The organism is Capnocytophaga sp. FDAARGOS_737, from assembly GCF_009730375.1.
Taxonomy (GTDB): Bacteria; Bacteroidota; Bacteroidia; order Flavobacteriales; family Flavobacteriaceae; genus Capnocytophaga; species Capnocytophaga leadbetteri.
Window position 1 is genome coordinate 2099671 of the sequence record NZ_CP046316.1, and the last position, 18851, is coordinate 2118521.

Below are 18851 nucleotides of genomic sequence, written 5' to 3' on the forward strand. Positions count from 1 at the left end.
TACTAAGATATAGTAACGTTTTCTCCCTATAAAAAAGGCGAGAGATGAATTTTGTATTTCATCTCTCGCCTTTTTTATTTAGAGTATTAATGTCCTAATCTTATTCCTACAGAGAAAGGATATTCGTTTATAGGGTTGTTAGTGAATAGGGGTACCAGACTGTAGCGGGCGTAAAAGGAAAACCAGCCGTAGCCTATATTGGCTGATACACCATATGTCCATTCGTTTACGTTATAGTACTTGCGGTTCATATCCTTGTGGGTACTGCCGTTTTCGGTGTATTTTACTTTCTGTTTGGTAGCGAGCAGTGCTCCTACATAAGCACCCACTCCTGCGTGAAAGCCCATCTGAGCTGGATAGTAGGTCTTGCCTTTGTATTGAACAGGCTCAGTAAAATCAAATTCAAGGCTGATAGGCAAGATAAGGTACATCGTTTTAAATTTTGATTTGATGGTCTCCTTAGGGTAAGGCACTATCTCGGTGATATTGCCGTTTTTCACGAAGTGCTCATCTTCTTTCATTTTGAGTTTGTCCATCATCCACGACAGTCCGTAGTTAAGGTGCAACAGATTGTTGTTCTTAAGCAGACGGGTGTTGCGAATATAGCCTATCTCTACTGATTTTGACCCCCATAGCCTAAAGTGATTATTGCTAAAATGCTCGCTACTATTAAGGTTATGAAAGGCGAGAGCAAAGTAGCCTCCTCCTTGAGTACGCTTGTAGTCGGACTCGTAATAGTCCTCTTCCCTATAGGGCACCTGACCTATATAAATACCGTTATGGCCAATATGAACATAGTTCCTATCAACATATACCTCCGTTCTTTCAGTTTTCGTAGGACGGCTTTCTATATCAACAGAGTCAATAACCTTTTGCATCTCTTTTTTATAGGTGATACTGTCGCTCAAGTGTTTTTCGGCTATACGCTGATGCAATAAAGCTGAGAGTTTTTCTGACTGCTCACGGGTCTTAATTCTAATAGCTTCAGCAGCCTCTTTTGAAGCCTCTCTCTTTAGGTCTCGGCTTTCAATTTCGGTTATTTCTTTGCGGTCTAACCGATACTCAATAGTACGTAGCCGCTCTTTTAGCTGGGCTTTTTCAGCAGTAACAATAGAGTCGATACTGCGTTTAGTTTGGGCGATTTTGTCCTTAAAATCTTGTGCGGTGATGCCCCCAAAAGCTACAATGAGGAACATACATAGAAGTTGTAAGGGTTTCATAGTTTTGACAATTTATTTAAAGTGAATTATTCAGTTACTGTAGCGCGTATCTCATTTCGTTCCACTGTGCTACTATTTTGTTTAGGAATCTTTGTACTTTTTCTTTCATAAGGTCGCGTTCTACCTCAGAAAGCAGTTTGTCAGTAGGGTAATTGGCTGCTACGTAGTTATCGAGCATCTCTTCGGTGGTAGCCATCAGCAAAAGCTCTTGGGGCGATAGGTTTTTAAGCCGTTGTAAGGCGCGTTGCTCTTCACGAGTTTTAAACAAGTGTTGCTCTTTTTCAACCTGCTGCATCACTTCTGCCAAAAGGGCTTCGGTAGAAACATCAGCTAAGAGAGCCTCTACCTCTTCGTCTAACGCTTTATCACTTTTTTTCTGAGGGACAATAGTAGTATTAGCTACCTTATCGGCTACTGTAGGGGGTAGTACTACCGCTGGGGCAGGTGCTACTACATTAGGGGTGGTATCAAGAGGGGTATTAGGTGTCTTATCTTCAGTGGCTACAGTTGTTGTACGGACTTCTTGAGCCGTTGGCAGGCTTATGCGCTCATAAAACACTCCTACAGCTACAGCCAATAGTACACTGGCAGCTACAGCATAATGCCAAATGCGAAAATAAGCCTTAGGACGAACCGCTTTTGCCTCTCTTTGGTCTAATTGCGCCTCTAAGGCAGCCCAAAGGTCACGCTCAGGCGGAATTTCGCGGGTTTGAAACAGGTTTTTTATTTTATTTTTCCACATAATCTCTATTTTTTTATTATTCATTTACCATTTGTTTTAGTCTTTTCTTAGCATAAGCCAATTGCGATTTCGAAGTTCCCTCACTGATACCTAATTCAGCAGCTATTTGCTTATGCGAATAGTCTTCAAACACGTAAAGGTTAAAAACAGCACGACTGGCAGCGGGCAACTGGTCTATAAATTGTTGTATTTGGCTTTCTTCAAAAGCGTACGAGTCTAAATCGGTGTCGTCTATACTGTCGTAAGTGTCGTTCCAATCGGCAAGGGCTACTTTTTGGGTTTTGCTGCGCAAAAAGTCAATACACTCATTTACAGTGATGTGGCGCATCCAAGCATAAAAATGCTCTTGCTCTTGATAGCTATCAATATGGGTGAGTATCTTAAAAAAGGCTCTTAGCAACACATCTTCAGCAAAATGGGCATCGCTAATATACAGTCTGCATACGCTGAGCAGCGAAGCAGCGTACTGGTCGTACAACTGCTTCTGTGCCAAGCGATCTTGTTGTTTTGCTTTTTGTATTAGAAGATGCATAAATTGATTTGCTAATTCACTCTTATAAACGAAGAAAAAATAAAAAGGTTGTAATTGGGGCAAAAAAAATTAGCAAATGACTCATTTGCTAATTGGTTAATTGGCTAACCGACTCATTTGCTAATCACTTCGTAGTCGTAACCTTTAACGGTAAAAGGCATACCTGCTCCGAGATTGACTTGTTGAATTTTGTTATCAGCAAAGCGTATGTAGCATTTGTCGGTAGTAGCATTAAAGTAGATGGCTGCATCGTCTTTGCCGCGTACTTCTACAAACTGATAACCTACCCATATATCGCCTTTGGGGGCAAATACCGATAGCTTTTCAGTAAACGTCTGTTTCTTTTCCGAAGGGTATATTTCTATATAAATAGGTTTTTCAAGCAAGGGGGTGAAAATGTGTTTATCTTTCTCTTTTTTATACTGATAGACCACTACCCGCACCGTTACTAAGTAGAAAGACGATTTACTTACTTCAAGGTTAAACTCGGTCAGCTGGGCGTCTTTCTTTAGGGTGATAAAATCGCCTAATTCGCTATTAATTCCTTTACTACCATAAGGTGAGAAGTAGGTATTCATACCGCCATAAAGATCTATAGGCATCGACGTACCTTTGTCTTTTATGTTGCGAATACGCGGTTTTTTAACCTTTAGGGTGGTGGTCGGCAGCTGTATGTTAGCCTCTTTCAGCACTACTTGCTGCTTGATATCCTTATAGGCTACTACCTTATGTTTATAGCTGATATGCGAAAAGTAGATGCTATCAGTAGGGGCAGCGCGTAGCTTATCTAAAGAGAAGTTGCCGTTTTCATCGCTGATAATGCCTTTATTAGTACCTACAACCCCGATATTAACATATTCTATAGGAGTGTGATGCTCCGATACCACACGCTGCTGCGCCCCTATTGGCAGCACAACAGTTATAAAGAAAATTAAAAATATATGTTTCATTTTGTTATTAGTCGTTAGTCGTTAGTAATTAGTCGTTAGTCTCTAGTTATTAATCATTAGTCATTAGTCAGTCACTTTCTAACGACTAAACACTAACGACTAAACACTAACGACTAAACACTAACGACTATTTTAATATTTGAATCCCTACAGTGAAAGCGCCGTCGTTTCCGCTTTTAAAGAGAGGCGAAAGCTGGTAGCGGAAGTAAAACGAGTAGATTTTATTATAACCTACAGAAGCTGAAAGCCCATAAATCCAAGGGTTAATATTCAGGTCAGTGCGCATTACGCTGCGATAGCGAATGTCATTAGCTTTATACAGCACTTTCTGATTGCTATCAAGCAAGTAACCTGCGTATAGTCCTATACTACCTCTAAAAAATCGCTCTTTCGAGAAATGAAACCCTTTCTTATTAGCAGTCTTAGGTTCGCTATCCCAGTACAAGTCTAATGGCAACATAAGGTATTGAGTGCGCAACAACAGCTTCGAGGTCTCACTGGGGAAAGGCGTAAGGGTAGGCTTCCCCTCATTAAGCACGTAGTACTGATTGTCTTTCATCCGCAACTTATGGTGCACCCACGAAAGCCCAAAGCGCAGCCGTAGGTGTTCATTATTTTTTTGCAAGTACATTGTGTTATAGATACCGAACTCTATCGTACGCGAGCCTAAAAAAGAATAGGGTTTGTTATCCGAAGGAATATAAAAGCCCATAGCGCCATAAACATTAATTTTAGCACTGTCTTTATCATCTTCAGAGGCTTTCTCCGTTTTAGGCTTATTAGCTATCGTATCAAGGGTACTCATCTTCTGTAGCATCTCTTGAGAGAGGTGTTTAGTGGCAAAAGTATCCGTAGGGATAGCCGCAATGCTATCAATATTGATAGTTGGGGCTTTCTGACGGATAAGCTCGGCTAAGCGTTGCCCTTCAGCATAAGTTTTAAGCTTGATATTGCGCTCACGAGTGGTAGAGAGTTCTTTATAGAGCTTGTTATAGACCGTCTTGTCTATCTTCTTCTCTTTCAGCAGACTGTCTATAACATTGTGCTTAGTTCTAAAGAGAGCTCTTTCACTCATCACTATAGAGTCAATAGCGTACTTCGATTGCAAAATTTCCTTTTCAAAAGGATTCTGAGCGCACAGCGCACCGCCCCACAATAGGGCAATTAAGAGGATTACTTTTTTCATATTATTTAATTGTTAATTACTTAAAAATACATTATTTTCTCTCCCACTGAAAAGGGAAAAGATCAGAACGAGTATGCGCCTCGCTCATTATTTTCTTCATTTTCTTCACTATCTTAGGGTATTGCTCTGCAAGGTTATGCTGCTCAGCAGGGTCAGTGCGCAGGTCATATAGTTCTATAGGGGCATCAGGGTTCTTGCTAGCTTGTAGTCGCACGCCTTTCCAGTGCTTATAGCGCACCGCTTGCTTGCCGCCCTCTTCGTGAAACTCCCAATAAAGATATTTATGGGCTTTCTGCTTTTTGCCCAAAAGCGTAGGCAAAAATGACACTTGGTGAGGGGTAGTAGCAAGTTTTTGCCCTGTAATTTCAGCAAAGGTAGGCATCATATCCCAAAAAGCCCCTACGTGGTCAGACACGCTACCGGCTTTCACCTTGCCTTTCCAATACACTATATACGGAGTGCGAATACCACCCTCGTATAGGTCGCGCTTAATACCACGCAAGCCTGCCGATGAGTTAAAGAACTTAGGGTCTGCACCTCCTTCGCGATGCGCCCCATTATCGCTGGCAAAGATGATGATAGTATCGTCTTCCAATCCTTTAGCTTTTAATGCTTTGCGTATTTGCCCTACATACCAATCCAAACGGCTTACCATTGCGGCATAAGTACCATAAGTATCGGGTTGCGACATATAGCCTGCCCATCCAAAAGGCTTATCTGTGATACCGCTATAATCTTGCCCTTTATAGGGGCGTTTAGGCAAATGTTGATACTGCTGATAGATACTATCATTAGGCACTACCAACTCAGCATGCGGTAGAGTGTACGTAAGCCACATAAAAAATGGCTTTTGTGCATTTTGCTTACCTATATAATCCAATATCTTCTCTTGTATAAGGTCTTCAGCATAAACCTCTTGGCGCTCGTAATTGCCATTTTCGGGTATCATCACCTTCTCATTGTCGTGCCACAGATAAGCAGGATAACGGCGATGAGCGCGAAACTGCGAGTTGTAGCCAAAGAAAGTATCAAACCCTTGTTTTAGCGGATTGCCTTCAGAGTCGGGCGTACCTAAGCCCCACTTACCAAAACAACCCGTGCGATAACCCGCTTGTTTAAAAAGTTGGGCAATAGAGGGAGCGCCAGCTAAGATAGGTGCTTGCCCATCTATAGGCTCTCTTACCTCTCTGTTTCCCCTAATATGGGTTTCCCCTGTGGTTTGCCCCGTCATAAACGAAGCGCGCGAAGGGGCACACACAGCCGTACCGGTGTAAAACTGAGTAAACTTCATTCCCTCATTAGCTAACTGACTAAGATGAGGGGTTTTGATAATCTGCTGCCCGTAGGGTTCTATGTCTCCATAGCCCAAATCATCAGCAAGCACAAATATCACATTAGGGTGCTTGGTCTGTGCCATTAGCGGAACAGCAAGCAGTAGCGCAAGTGCGGTAATAATTCTTTTCATATAAGGTTGATATTATTTGTTTTTCTCTTTGTCTAGCAAGGCTTTAAGGGTTGCTACTACATCTGGGTAGTCTTTAGCCACATTGGCAAGCTCCATAGGGTCTTCTTGTAGGTCGTACAAACGCTCTTCGGGGTAGTTGCCCAAATCAGTGCGGGTCAGTGGGTGATAAGCATTGTAGTTGTTAGGCGCTACGTATTTCCAACGCCCTACGGTGATAGAAAGAGAGCCTCCTGATGCTACTATGTAAAGGCGTCCTTTTTTGTCTTTACCTAATAAGGTATTGAGGTAGTCAGCGCTGTCGGTTGCGGCTCCTGCCGGCACAGGCTTGCCTATAAAAGCAGCCAGCGAAGCAAAGAGGTCTATTTGCGAGAAAGCCGCATCGCTAACCCCACGCTTCACTTTTTTAGGATAACTAACGATAAAAGGCACACGTGTACCCGCTTCGTAATTGCTGTACTTACCCCCGTGATTGTGAAATTTACCCCAAGGGCGATGCTTGCCTAAAAGCGCTTCTGCTTGGTCTTGATAGCCGTCATCTATCACTGGGCCATTATCGCTGCAAACGATAAGGAGTGTATTGTCAAAAATCTTATTATCTTTAAGGGCTTTGACTATCTCGCCTATTGTCCAATCGAATTGCAAAATCACATCGCCTCTATAGCCCATACCACTTTTGCCAGCAAAACGCCGATTAGGGTAGCGCGGTACGTGCACATCGTTAGTACCTACGTACAAAAAGAAAGGTTCTTTCTTGTGTTTGTTTATGTATTGCACTGTTTTAGCTACTATAGTATCGGCTATAAACTCATCAGTCCAGAGGGCTTTACCGCCTCCTTTCATATAGCCTATACGCGAAATTCCATTTACAATAGCCTGATTGTGTCCGTGATTGGGCGATGGTTTCAGTTTAGTGAGTAGTTCAGGGTTATTCTTACCAGTAGGTTCTCCCTCAAAAGGCGCGCGATAGCTCACGCTGATAGGTGCTGAAGGGTCATAATTCGCTACCCGCTGATTTTCTATCCACACACAAGGTACGCGGTCAGCAGTGGCAGCCATCAGGTAAGAGTAGTCAAAACCTATATCCGATGCCCCTGGGGTGATAAACCCATTCCAGTCTTGCCCTCCTTTTTCAGCACCTAAACCTAAGTGCCATTTGCCGATAGCCCCCGTGGTGTAGCCCGCTGTTTTAAACAGGTCTGCTATAGTAGTCTGCTCAGGGCGTATCACCATAGCAGCATCGCCATCGGCTATACCCGTATCGTTACGTCGCCAGTTGTAAAGCCCTGTCAGCAACGAATAGCGCGAAGGGGTACAAGTAGCCGCTGTGGTATGAGCGTTAGTGAAGCGCAAGCCTTGCTTAGCCAGCGCATCTACCGCAGGGGTATGAATGGTCTTCTCGCCATAGCAACTCAGGTCGCCATAGCCCAAATCATCAGCGATAACTATAATTACATTGGGTTTTTCAGCCGTTGCTGCAGGTTTCGGAGTTTGAGCAAAAAGCCATAACGGACATAAGAATGTCAATACGTATTTTTTCATAAAAATGAATGTTTGGTTTTCTCGGCAAAAATAAAAAATATTTTTTTAGCAGCAAGTATTCATAAGCGATAATTATTTATTTATAGATAAAAACAATGATAAACCCTTGCTAAATAAGAAGACATAAACTATCTTTGCATATTATTAAACAAAATCCAATAAAATTATGGCATTTACATTACCTAAATTACCGTATGCTTATCAGGCGCTTGAGCCTTATATCGATGCTCGTACTATGGAAATACACCATACTAAGCACCATAATGCTTATACTACTAACCTCAACGCAGCCCTTGCGCCTGCTGGGGTTGAAGGAAAATCTATAGAAGAAATACTACAAAACCTCGATATGAATAACGCAGCCCTACGCAACAATGCGGGCGGGTACTATAACCACAACCTTTTCTGGGAAGTAATGAGTTCTAATGGGGGTGGCAAACCTACAGGCGAGTTAGCTAAGGCTATCGACGAGGCTTTTGGTAGTTTCGAGGGTTTCAAAGAGGCTTTCAGCAAGGCTGCAGCTACTCGTTTCGGTTCTGGCTGGGCTTGGCTATGTGTGCATAAAGGCGGCAAAGTAGAGGTATGCTCTACACCTAATCAAGACAATCCGCTAATGCCTGGTACAGGCTGCAGCGGACAGCCAATATTAGGCTTAGACGTATGGGAACACGCCTATTACCTACACTATCAAAACCGCCGTCCCGACTATATCGAAGCGTTTTTCAACGTTATCAACTGGGAAAAAGTAGCAGCCCTATACGCTGCTGGCAAATAATGATTTTTAAAAAGGGTTAATAAGAAAAAAGTCCGAAAAGCTTTAAATTGCTTTTCGGACTTTTTTTTAATAGCGATAGGTAAGATTCAGATTAAAGTACCTACCGTTTCCTCTTGCATATTCAGCATCGCGAGCTACTAACATCGAAGCGGGAGTGTAATACACTTTATCAGCAAGGTTTTCAACTCCTAAGCCTAAGGAAAAGTGCTTATTAAAAGTATAGCCTGCACTAAACGAGAATAAATCTATAGGAAAAACAATACCCTCTCCTTCGGTATACACTCCCCTATTATTAGGGGCAAAACGGTCTCTACTGCCCGTATGTAGGTAATTCACTTGCAGGTAACTGCTCTCTGTAGGGGTTACTCGCACATAAGCACTTGCTTTAGGGGCAGGAATAGAGATACCGCTCATATAGCCGTCCCAATCTCCGTCTTCAGTAGTTTTTTTCTTCCCTTCAAAAGAAATAAAACTTCCTCCAAGGGTAAGCCACTTTGTAGGGTAAATATCTGCATTTACTTCAAAACCATATACTTTTTGCGGACTTCTATCTACTACCCAAAAACCTCCTTCCTCTTTCAGGTCACTACCGAGTTTCGAGTAAGTATAAAAATAAGACCCACTTAGGTGTACGTATTTAGTCAGCTCTGCATAAGCACCTACTTCATAATTATCTGTCTTAACAGGCTCAGTATTGATTTTAGACAGTACATTAGCTTTGGCTGCACGCAGTGTGCGACCTAAATCAAAAATAGAAAACCCTTGCGAGTAAGAAATAAATGGTTGAAAATACTTGTACTGATTATAAGCAAGCCCTATGTTAGGCGAAAGGTTGTTATAAGTGAGATCACCCCCTTTTACATATACACGAGGGTCTGTTCTACGCCCTCTAAGCACCTCGTAGTTAGGTACTGATACATCTATATAATCATAGCGTACCCCTGCTTTAAGCACGTAATAACGATAAAAAGTAGTTTTGGTTTGCAAGAAAGGAGCTGAGTTATACGAGGTAAGCTCTGGCAACCAATAACGCCCATCTACTAGCGGCTGACTCGTTTTATCAATTAGCATATCGGCTCCGTAGAGTAATTGGGTAAAAATATCATTACTAAAAAGAACCTTAGAAATCAGCTGAGTGCGAATACCGTATTTCGCCCCTTTTACAGTTGCTTGCCCGCTAGTTTCTTCCCAACGTGCAGGCGCACTAGGGTTGTGCTTGCGAAAATCAAAAACAGTATATTGGTGTTGGGTAAAAGCGCTCAGCTCTAAATCAGTGTGTTTGAAGATATTGTTAGAGTTGAATTTCACATAAGCATTGTGGTTATAACGCATTCCCTCATCTTCTGCCGCTGGGTCTTTAGCCCCATACACCCCTATACGTGGGCGTTGTAAATATTTACCTCCTGAAGCTACCAAAGGGGTATGTTGCAAACTCTGATAGAAGTTATACATCGCTTCTACTTTATTGTCTTTATCAAACTGATAACCGAGTTTTAGCAGTCCGTTATAGGTACGCACATCTCCTAAACCATAGCGAGGCGAAATATATTCACCTGTACCATCAATAGCCGACCCTGTTTGGTTTAATGCACCATCTAATAAATACGAAAATCCTTTGTAATTGCCATAAAACTGCTGATTGAAGCGATAACCAAATCCTCTGTTTTCTTTAAAAGAATCTCTTGCTGAAGCTCCTACTGAAGTTTGTCCGCCAAAAGTAGTATTTTCAGGCGTTTTTTTAGTTACAATATTCATTATACCTCCTATAGCACCATTGCCATAGATAGAAGTAGCACCTTTTATTATCTCAATACGTTCTACGGCTGCAGGGTCTATCGAACGAATATCGCGGTCAGTAGCACGCAGTGGGGTAGACTGAGGTATCCCATCAATAAGCACAAGCAATGCCCGACCACGTAGGTTCTGATAGCGGTTATTAGTCGTATTACTCGAAAGCGACATAGCAGGCTCTACCATCCCTATCAAGTGCGACATATCAGGGGCTATTTTGATAAACTGCTGTAGTTTTTTCTTGTCGATAACAGTTACATTAGCCACTGCATCTGTTTTCTTTTCTTTGATGCGGTTAGCCGTAATCACTATTTCATCGAGTGATATAGTATCCTTTTCCGAAGTAGGATACTCATTCTGTGCCATACTAATCGCAGCATATAATACCATAACAGGTAAAATGAATCTTTTCATAAAAATTACACTTAAGTTTTCAGCGCACAAAAGTATAATATTATTTTGAATTATACAAAATAACTTACTTGAAAAACAAAAAAACCGAACAAGTCTCCTCGTTCGGTTTTATATTATTCTACTAATCGACAAATCGCCAAATCTACTAATTGGCTAATTTAACCTTTGCTGCTTTAGCTGCAAGAATCACCGCATTCTTAGCATTTACAATAGTACCTGTAGTCGATAGGTTAGAGAATTTCATCTCTTTGCGTTTGCCTTTCTCGTTCTCCTCACCTACCCATACGTTCATATCTACTTTCACACCTGATTGCATCAATATTTTCTTCACTTGTGCAGCGGTAAGTGTAGGGAAGTACGAACGCAATAAAGCAGCTACACCTGCTACCTCTGGCGATGCCATTGAGGTACCTTGCAAAAACTTATACTTGCTTTCAGGTACAGTCGAATAAATCTTCACCCCTGGTGCAAACACGTCTACATTGTGTTTGCCGTAGTTAGAGAATGAGGCTACCAAATCCTTGTTGTACTCGTAGTTAAGAGCCCCTACGGTTAAGAAGTTGTTAGCAAACTCTTTCTTGTTCACTTCGTCATTAGGATAAGTGTCTTTCACGTCAATATCCTGCGAATCATTACCAGCCGCATTTACGATAAGCACATCTTTAGAAGCCGCGTATTTTATAGCGTCATACACCCATTCTTTGTGAGGCGAAAAAGCTTTACCAAAGCTAGTGTTAATTACTTTAGCACCATTATCTACCGCATAGCGTATAGCAAGAGCGATATCTTTGTCATACTCATCGCCTTCAGGTACTGCGCGTACAGGCATAATAAGCACGCTATTAGCTACCCCGTCCATACCTATACCATTGTTGCGTACAGCAGCTACTATACCCGCTACGTGTGTTCCGTGTAGGGCATCTTTCACATTAGGTCCTACTACGTTGTTATTACCGTAATATTTAGTACTAAAATCGTTCTCATCATCTTTAAGTATTTCCTTTCTAGGGTCAAATTTCTCGTTAAGATGATATTTTAGCTGAGTGTCAAAATGTTCTAATGCTTCAGGTAGTTCTTTCTTAAGTTCTTCTGAAGTAATACCGCCTTTTAAAATATCCTTCATAAAGGCTATTATTTGGGTAGTGCGGTCATCATAAGTCTTTCCTTCAGTAGCTTTTTCTATATCCTCTGTGCTATATACCTCTTTACCTACTATTTTTCTAACAGGTTCATCAGCTATTTCCACCATTTCCATAAGTTGTTCATAGGCTTCTTTTAGCTTTTTAGCCTTTATCATTTCATTTTCGTAGGCTTTTTTAGCAGCGGCATACTCAGGGCTTTTAGTGTCTTTACTGCGGTACACACGGGTCATTTCAGTATTCGTTTGCGATATATTACCCAAAAAGTTCCACCCGTGTACGTCATCTACGTAACCGTTTTTGTCGTCATCTATACCATTGTTAGGTATTTCTTTGGTGTTAGTCCAAATGATATCTTTCAAATCTTCGTGATTGATATCAACACCCGAATCTATAATCCCAACGGTCACTTGGGTAGGTTTAAGCCCTTTTAGCAAAGCATAAGCTTCGTCAAGGTTAATACCTGGGTATCCTGCCTTAAATCCTTGGTGAGGCCAGCCTTTCAGCTGGTCATCAGTATATTTAGTATCGACAGGGGTAAAAGTGGTAGGTGCTTTCTCAAGACCTTTAGTAGAACCACAGCTTACCAATAATGAGGTTGCTAAGGCAACCAATAAAAATGATTTCTTGTTCATCACTGTTTAATTAAAAGTGTTTCTTATTTCAGGCGGCAAAAGTACAAATCATATGCCAAATTCGCAAATTTGATAATTCTCTAATTTGCTAATTAGTCAATTTCGCCAAATAGTCAAAATGCTCCCCTTCCGCTACCAACTCACATTGCAGCCCTACAGCGTGCGCCACATTTTGCAGCGTGTTATAATCTACGTATAGCCACTCAAACGGAGGTTCTTTTTCTCCTTTGTATTTCACTACGTAATCCACTTCGCCGTAATAGTCAAACAAAAGGGGCACATCATAGCTCCCATCAGGATTTTGGTCAAACATATAAATAATGTCCGACGAATCAGTAAGTATCTGCCCATTAGGGGCTAAGAGTGTTTTTAGGTGAGCGTAAAAAGCGCCCATTTTCTTCAGCCTACCGCACATACCCGCTCCGTTCATCAGCAGCAGTATAGTGTCGTACTGCCCTTTCAGGTCAAGCACATTCTGCACTTGGGCGTTGTGCAAGCCGCGCAATCTACACGCTTCTATAGCCTTAGCCGATAGGTCTATACTGCACACCTCTAAGCCGCGCTCGTTTTGTAGATAGAGCCCGTGCGAACCCGCACCGCAACCTACCTCTAACACCCTACCGCGTGCCAACTGTAATGCCTGTTGTTCAAGCGGGGGCATCTCTGCAAACGACCTAAAAAGATACGGTAGCGGCAACACATCTTCTTCTGAAAGGGTTGTCTCTGTTTTAATATCTTCGGTATACGCCCCTTGCTGATAATCTAATATCGCCTGACCAAATAAATCTTTCATTACTTATCCCATTCTAATAGTCTTCTCTCTCCTTCTATCGTCTTGATATCCGTAATATCCTGCGACATCTCTATCACCCCCTTATAGTTCTTATCCTTATCGCGTACCGCAAAATAACGAACGTATATCAACCTACCGCGATAGTTAAACCAAAAATTTGCTTCATTCTGGGTGCCTGCACGGAAGTTTTCTACTATCTTAAGCACTGTACCTACGCTCTTGGGCGGGTGACAGAATTTCACCTCTCTGCCTATGATACCCGCACTGCGAGGGAATACCCGTTCCTCACCGCGATTGTAGAAAATCACACGGTCGTGCTCATCTACAAAAGTAATATCGACAGGCAGTGTTTTTAGCAATAAGTTTACCTGTTCTATGGTCATATAACCCTCGTCATAGTGGGCGGCATTCTCGTCAAAAGTAACGTCGGTACGGCGAGTAGTATCCATCGAGGGGTGTACGTAGGCAGGAGCCTCGCCCTCTTGCTCTTTGTTAGGATAAGGAGCGGGGGTCTCTTTCAGCATCCAGCCGATTTCCTCTTCGCCCTCGCGCATCTTTATCCAATCCTCTTCTGTCAGCAGGTTCAGTGCGTTAGGGAAGAGAATGTTCGCCTCCACATTCAGCAATCTGCCAAGGTTGTCCTCTATATAGCGCACGTTAGTTTGGGCGGCGTCTAAATCCTTATCTTCCAAGTTTTTACGCACTAAGCGGAAGATATCGCGTATCGTATCGTGAAAAGACCACATATTTTGCGAAGGGTTTGTCCATCCGCGCATTTCCAAGAAAGGAAAAAGCTGATTTTCTTTGCGAGCAAAGTGTTTTTCTACGGTACTCAAGTGATTGAACACATTGTAGAATTTCTGATAATCGGTATGAGGGTCGATGCTAAGTAGTTCGTCCATCAGGCTGTAAATAAGCTCAGCCTCAAGCATATAGGTATGCACAGGGTGCCCCGCTGCTAATGTTTGTTCCATAAATTTCATTATTTTTAAGACGCAAAGGTACTAAATAATTAGTTAATTAACAAATTTGCTAATTATCGAGTAGGTTCGCTTATCCTTCGTCACATACTCGGCTGCGCCAGCTCGCCGACTTTCCTTCGCCACATACTCGGCTGCGCCAGCTCGCCGACTTTCCTTCGGTCATCCTTCGGTCATCCTTCAGTCTTCTTCATATTTTAGGGCGTGACATCTGTATTTTATTTTAAACTTTTCACCTCTCTACTCCGCTAATTACCAAATACTTACAAAATATCCTTTACATAGAACTAAAATTTTAACAGTACTATGTATTGCATAATACTATTTTTTACCTATATTTGCACCGAATTTATTAATCACTTTTACTATGGAAGAAATCAACACCGAAAAGATTAAGACCCAAATGCGAAAAGGCATCTTAGAAATGTGTATTCTTTCCGTCATTGATAAAAGCAAAGAAGCCTACGTTTCCGACCTTATCGAAACGATGAAAAACGCCGATATGATTGTTGTCGAAGGCACCCTCTACCCGCTGCTCACCCGACTGAAAAACAGCGGATTGCTCGATTACCAGTGGAAAGAATCCTCTGCAGGGCCACCCCGAAAATACTACGTACTAACCGACAGCGGCAAACTTTTCTTAAGCGAAACCCTAAAAGCTTGGCGCGAATTACAAACTATGATCGACAAAATAATTTAAGAAACTATGGACAAAACCAAAAACATCAGCTTAGGCGGCTTTTCTTTCCTTATCGAAGAGAATGCCTATACCGCACTCAGCCAATACCTCACTGAGGTGCGCCAACACTTACAGCACAACTCTGACCACGACGAAATCATCTTTGATGTAGAACAACGTATGGCCGAACTCCTCAAAGACCGCACTGCCAACCGCGAAGTCATTATGCACCAAGATGTGCTATACCTAATAGAAGTACTCGGAAAACCCGAACAATATGTAGAAGATGAAGAAGCCGACAAGGCTACTAATGCAGCTACTGAAGCCACTGCAAAAGCCTTTTCAACTAACAAACCGCTATACCGCGACATCGACGACTGCAAAATAGGAGGCGTACTATCTGGTATGGCTCATTATTTCAACATTAGTCCTACTATGTTGCGCATCGCCTTTGCAGTGCTTTTTACCATTTTCTTTATGCTTGGCGACTGGGGGTGGTTCTCCCCTATGACTGGCAACAGGTGGTTATTCCCTTTCAATTCCATCAGTTGGGCTATGCTAGCCTTATATATTTTATTTTGGATAATTGTACCTGCTGCCCTTACTACCGCACAGAAGTTAGAGATGCAGGGGGCTGCTGTTACCCTCGATTCGCTTGCTAGCTACAAGAGTAGTAGCACCACCTCTACCGAATGGCACAAGAGTTATAGCGACAAAATATTATGGGGGGTTATCGGCGGACTTGCGCAATACACCTCAGCCAGCAGCACTTGGTTGCGCCTTATCTACCTATTGCTTATCCTCGTTTGCCTTCCTGTCTATGTAGGGATAAGTATTGCACTCATTGTAGCTTACTTAGTGCTAACGCTCCTACTCAAGCCTGAAACGGTAGCACCTTCAGCCGAACCCAACAGCAACCCTACCGCAGCATCGACTTCGGCTGTACCTAAGAGCAACCCAAAACGCGGTTCGCTACTGCTTACCGTTATCCTTGTTATATTAGCCCTGCCTTTGCTTTTCTCCCTTATAGCAGTAATTATGGGCATATTTGGGCTTACCTCTGCCAGTGGGCTCTCGCTCTTGCTCCTCGACGATTACCTACCTTTTATGATAAGTAGCCCTATCGAGCGTTTTGCGCTCTATAGCAGCGTATTCTTGCTGCTATTAGTACCGCTTTCATTGCTTATCCTCGTAGTAGTCAGACTCAGCTACAAGCGTTTCCGAGGCACACGTGTATGGGCTATCCTTACTTTTATAGCCTTCATTGCAGCACTTATAGGCTTAAGCATCAGTGTAGGCAGTACCGCTAAAGAGTTTTTTATTGAGAACAATTTCGAGCGCAAAATAAGTGTTCCTACTACTTCCGACACGCTACACATCAGCATCAAAAGTAAGTACGACAATAGTTTAGTCCTAACTGTCGATGCCGACACTCTCTTAGTGCAATACGAGTCTTACCTACGCGACATCTTGCCCACTAACGAAACCGAACCTTACTTGCTGTGCCGACAAACCGCTAGGGGCAGAACAGGTAGTCAAGCCGCCCAAAACGCTAAGAATATCCGTATCCCCTTAGAAATTAAAGATAACCACATCGCCATACCCGACTATTACGAAATCATTAAGGGCAACACCTATCGTGGTCAGACCGTAAACTACCAGCTGTACCTACCTGTTGGCAAGTATATAAGGAATGCCAAAAGCTACTATAGTCCTTATAACAAAGCTACCTATCGTCTCAAAGAAGACGGTCTCTACCTAATGACCAAAGACTCTCTACAATTAGTAAACTAACCAATTTTATCAATAAAAAAATTAGCCGATTAGCAAATGAAAATATATCATTTACTAATCGGCTAATTATCAAATCGACAAATTGTCAAATCGCCTACTTCACCAACTTGGCTATTTCTTTAAATTTAGGGTGAGCAGCAGTACGCAATACCGAGAAGAGCAACGCTTCAGTGCTGAGCAGTTGTGCGCCAGCATCGCGTAGCATACCGAGGCCTATTTGCTTATTGCTCTCTGTACGAGAGGATACCGCATCAGCGATAACAGTCACTTTATAGCCTGCTGCCAATAGGTCGATAGCGGTTTGGTAGATACATATATGCGTCTCTATACCAATAAGCACCACGTGCTTGCTATCATATTGCCCTAATCTACTAACGAATGCTTCTTCGCCATATGCCGAAAAAGAGGACTTAGTAATAGGGGTTTCACCTACGAGTACCTCAGCTATCTGCGGATGAGTAGCCCCTAATTTATCAGGCATTTGTTCCACCCAAATAAGCGGAATATCAAGTGTTTTGCAGCCTTCAATCACAATGCGACTATTGCGTAGCACCTCTTCCGATTGCTGCACTATCTGCGATAGTTTTCCTTGAATATCAAGAATTACTAATATCATAAGCTACTAATTTACTAATTGGTTATTTTCTTAACCATTATTTTATTGTATAAGTATAAAGATACGGCTGCAAAGACTCCGATACCGAAAATAAGGTACCACATCTTTTCTGGAGTATAGGTCTGCCATAGCATTTCAGTAATTTGCGACTGCGAAAGCCCTAATTTCTGTTCTGCAAGCGCAAAATATTCATTTCTGGTCAATCCTTCAGGCATAGCTATTTGTCTATTAGCCATTTCTGCTTGTAGAAAAGCGTACTTATCCGACCATTTCTCATACAAATCACCAGAAATAAGCCCTGCAAGATAGTTACCCATAGCTACCGGAAGGAAATAGGTACCTTGGTAAAGGGCTTCCTTGCCTTTAGGAGTAATCTGTGCGATAAAAGCCGAAAGCGTAGGGCTTGCAGCCATCTCACCTACTGAGAAAATCATCGTACCGATAATAGTAAACCACACATTGTTAAACATAAAGGTAAGCGTAACCCCTATAGTACCGATAATAGTACCGCGTATCATTGCGCTCACGTGCGTCATCTTAGTCACGAAGTAAGACACCACTACCTGAAAGAAGATAATCATCAGCGAGTCTATATTCACAAACCATTCAGCTTTTACCTGTCCGTTTTCAGTCAGCATAGTGCCCAAAAATGGCAAGTGCTGATTTATCCACTGACTCATTGCCGAAGAGTCTACCCAATCTTGTATAAAGTTAGGCAAGGTGTAGAAAAGCTGATTAAACATCGTCCAAAAGCCGACCATTAGTATAAGCAATATAGTCAAACGACTATCGCGCAATGCTTCTATAATGTGCAATACCGATTCTTTTATTTCAGTAAGAAGAGGCTTGCTATCGCGCTGTGCCATTTTAGGTTCTTTGTAGAAGAACAGCACCACCAATAGGTTGATAATCATCACCACAGCTGCCTGTACAAAGATAATGCGCCAGCCTAACATAGTGCGTAATGATGACGACATAGCCGGACCTATAAAGCCTCCTATATTCACCATCATATAGAAGATACCAAAGCCCAAAGTGCTGGTAGTATCATCTGTATTCCGAGCTACAGTTCCGTTGATAACGGGTTTAAAAAAGCCCCCTCCTATAGCGGCAAAAAGGAAAACCATATACATCGACCAATAGGTATTAACCTCACCCATTAGGTAGTAACCTACTGCCATAATAAGGCACGAGATAGTCAGTGAAAGTTTATACCCTATACGGTCAGCAATCACCCCAAACACCAGCGGCAAAAAGTATTGTATAGCCGTCACGTTGCCTATGATACTTCCTTTTTCAGAGTGCGAAAGTCCAAGACCTCCCTCATCAGTCGAAGCTACCAAGTACAAAGGCAAAAGGGTAAAAATACCATAAAAGCCCCAACGCTCCATCAGCTGTAGGAAACTCGCCACCCAGAAGTTAGGCGAAAAAGTTTTGAGGGTTTGCAATAACGATTTTTTATTTGCTGTCATTATGATAAAATGTTTAGTAATTTCAAAAACAGGGGCAAAAATAGTACCTTTTTTCAAAGAAACAAAAACCATAACCCCAATTGTATCAAAGGAATAAACAAATGTTATATTTGTAACATCTCATTGGCT

The 18851-nt window shown here is 42.2% G+C and carries 16 protein-coding genes; 3 read left to right on the forward strand and 13 right to left on the reverse strand.

Annotated features, from left to right (window positions below; genetic code table 11):
• Positions 1–86: 86 nt before the first annotated feature.
• From FOC45_RS09265 to FOC45_RS09295, 7 genes are all read right to left on the reverse strand, one after another.
• Complete coding sequence (locus FOC45_RS09265) at positions 87–1220, reverse strand: hypothetical protein (protein ID WP_009390520.1); 1134 nt, start codon at positions 1218–1220, stop codon at positions 87–89.
• Between the two features lie 34 nt (positions 1221–1254).
• Positions 1255–1986 carry a hypothetical protein gene (locus FOC45_RS09270; RefSeq protein ID WP_009390527.1) on the reverse strand — a complete coding sequence of 244 codons (732 nt, stop codon included), beginning with the start codon at positions 1984–1986 and terminating at the stop codon, positions 1255–1257.
• A complete protein-coding gene (locus FOC45_RS09275) occupies positions 1979–2494 on the reverse strand; it encodes an RNA polymerase sigma factor (protein ID WP_009390528.1) in 516 nt (171 codons plus the stop codon). Before FOC45_RS09275 ends, FOC45_RS09270 begins: the two co-directional genes overlap by 8 nt.
• Before the next feature lie 113 nt (positions 2495–2607).
• The gene (locus FOC45_RS09280; RefSeq protein ID WP_009390529.1) at positions 2608–3444 is read right to left on the reverse strand and encodes a carboxypeptidase-like regulatory domain-containing protein; all 837 of its coding nucleotides are present in this window, start codon (positions 3442–3444) and stop codon (positions 2608–2610) included.
• A gap of 127 nt (positions 3445–3571) precedes the next feature.
• Positions 3572–4630: a hypothetical protein gene (locus FOC45_RS09285; RefSeq protein ID WP_009390530.1), complete on the reverse strand. Its 1059-nt coding sequence runs from the start codon at positions 4628–4630 to the stop codon at positions 3572–3574.
• Between the two features lie 31 nt (positions 4631–4661).
• A complete protein-coding gene (locus FOC45_RS09290) occupies positions 4662–6095 on the reverse strand; it encodes an arylsulfatase (RefSeq protein WP_009390531.1) in 1434 nt (477 codons plus the stop codon).
• A gap of 12 nt (positions 6096–6107) precedes the next feature.
• On the reverse strand, positions 6108–7634 hold the full coding sequence (locus FOC45_RS09295; protein WP_009390532.1) for a sulfatase-like hydrolase/transferase: 1527 nt from the start codon (positions 7632–7634) through the stop codon (positions 6108–6110).
• A gap of 166 nt (positions 7635–7800) precedes the next feature.
• On the opposite strand from FOC45_RS09295, the gene FOC45_RS09300 reads away from it, so the two are divergent.
• On the forward strand, positions 7801–8409 hold the full coding sequence (locus FOC45_RS09300) for a superoxide dismutase (protein WP_009390533.1): 609 nt from the start codon (positions 7801–7803) through the stop codon (positions 8407–8409).
• A gap of 66 nt (positions 8410–8475) precedes the next feature.
• Here the strand turns inward: FOC45_RS09300 and FOC45_RS09305 are convergent, their stop codons facing one another.
• The 4 genes from FOC45_RS09305 to FOC45_RS09320 form a co-directional block, all read right to left on the reverse strand.
• Entirely contained in the window at positions 8476–10614 is a 2139-nt protein-coding gene (locus FOC45_RS09305) for a TonB-dependent receptor (protein WP_009390534.1), read from the reverse strand.
• A gap of 145 nt (positions 10615–10759) precedes the next feature.
• Positions 10760–12388 carry a S8 family peptidase gene (locus FOC45_RS09310; protein ID WP_009390535.1) on the reverse strand — a complete coding sequence of 543 codons (1629 nt, stop codon included), beginning with the start codon at positions 12386–12388 and terminating at the stop codon, positions 10760–10762.
• Between the two features lie 88 nt (positions 12389–12476).
• Positions 12477–13181, reverse strand: coding sequence for a bifunctional 2-polyprenyl-6-hydroxyphenol methylase/3-demethylubiquinol 3-O-methyltransferase UbiG (locus FOC45_RS09315; protein ID WP_009390539.1), 705 nt, complete (start codon positions 13179–13181; stop codon positions 12477–12479).
• Positions 13181–14155 carry a DUF438 domain-containing protein gene (locus FOC45_RS09320; protein WP_034539670.1) on the reverse strand — a complete coding sequence of 325 codons (975 nt, stop codon included), beginning with the start codon at positions 14153–14155 and terminating at the stop codon, positions 13181–13183. The genes FOC45_RS09315 and FOC45_RS09320 overlap by 1 nt, the downstream gene beginning before the upstream one ends.
• Positions 14156–14528: 373 nt before the next feature.
• Between FOC45_RS09320 and FOC45_RS09325 the strand changes: the two genes are divergently transcribed.
• Together FOC45_RS09325 and FOC45_RS09330 are read left to right on the forward strand one after the other, a co-directional pair.
• On the forward strand, positions 14529–14861 hold the full coding sequence (locus tag FOC45_RS09325) for a PadR family transcriptional regulator (RefSeq protein ID WP_009390543.1): 333 nt from the start codon (positions 14529–14531) through the stop codon (positions 14859–14861).
• Between the two features lie 6 nt (positions 14862–14867).
• Complete coding sequence (locus FOC45_RS09330; protein ID WP_009390545.1) at positions 14868–16634, forward strand: PspC domain-containing protein; 1767 nt, start codon at positions 14868–14870, stop codon at positions 16632–16634.
• Between the two features lie 94 nt (positions 16635–16728).
• Here the strand turns inward: FOC45_RS09330 and FOC45_RS09335 are convergent, their stop codons facing one another.
• On the reverse strand, positions 16729–17250 hold the full coding sequence (locus FOC45_RS09335) for an isochorismatase family protein (protein ID WP_009390547.1): 522 nt from the start codon (positions 17248–17250) through the stop codon (positions 16729–16731).
• Between the two features lie 14 nt (positions 17251–17264).
• Positions 17265–18722 (reverse strand): MFS transporter, encoded by a 1458-nt coding sequence (locus tag FOC45_RS09340; protein WP_034539685.1) that lies wholly within the window; start codon positions 18720–18722, stop codon positions 17265–17267.
• Positions 18723–18851: the final 129 nt, after the last annotated feature.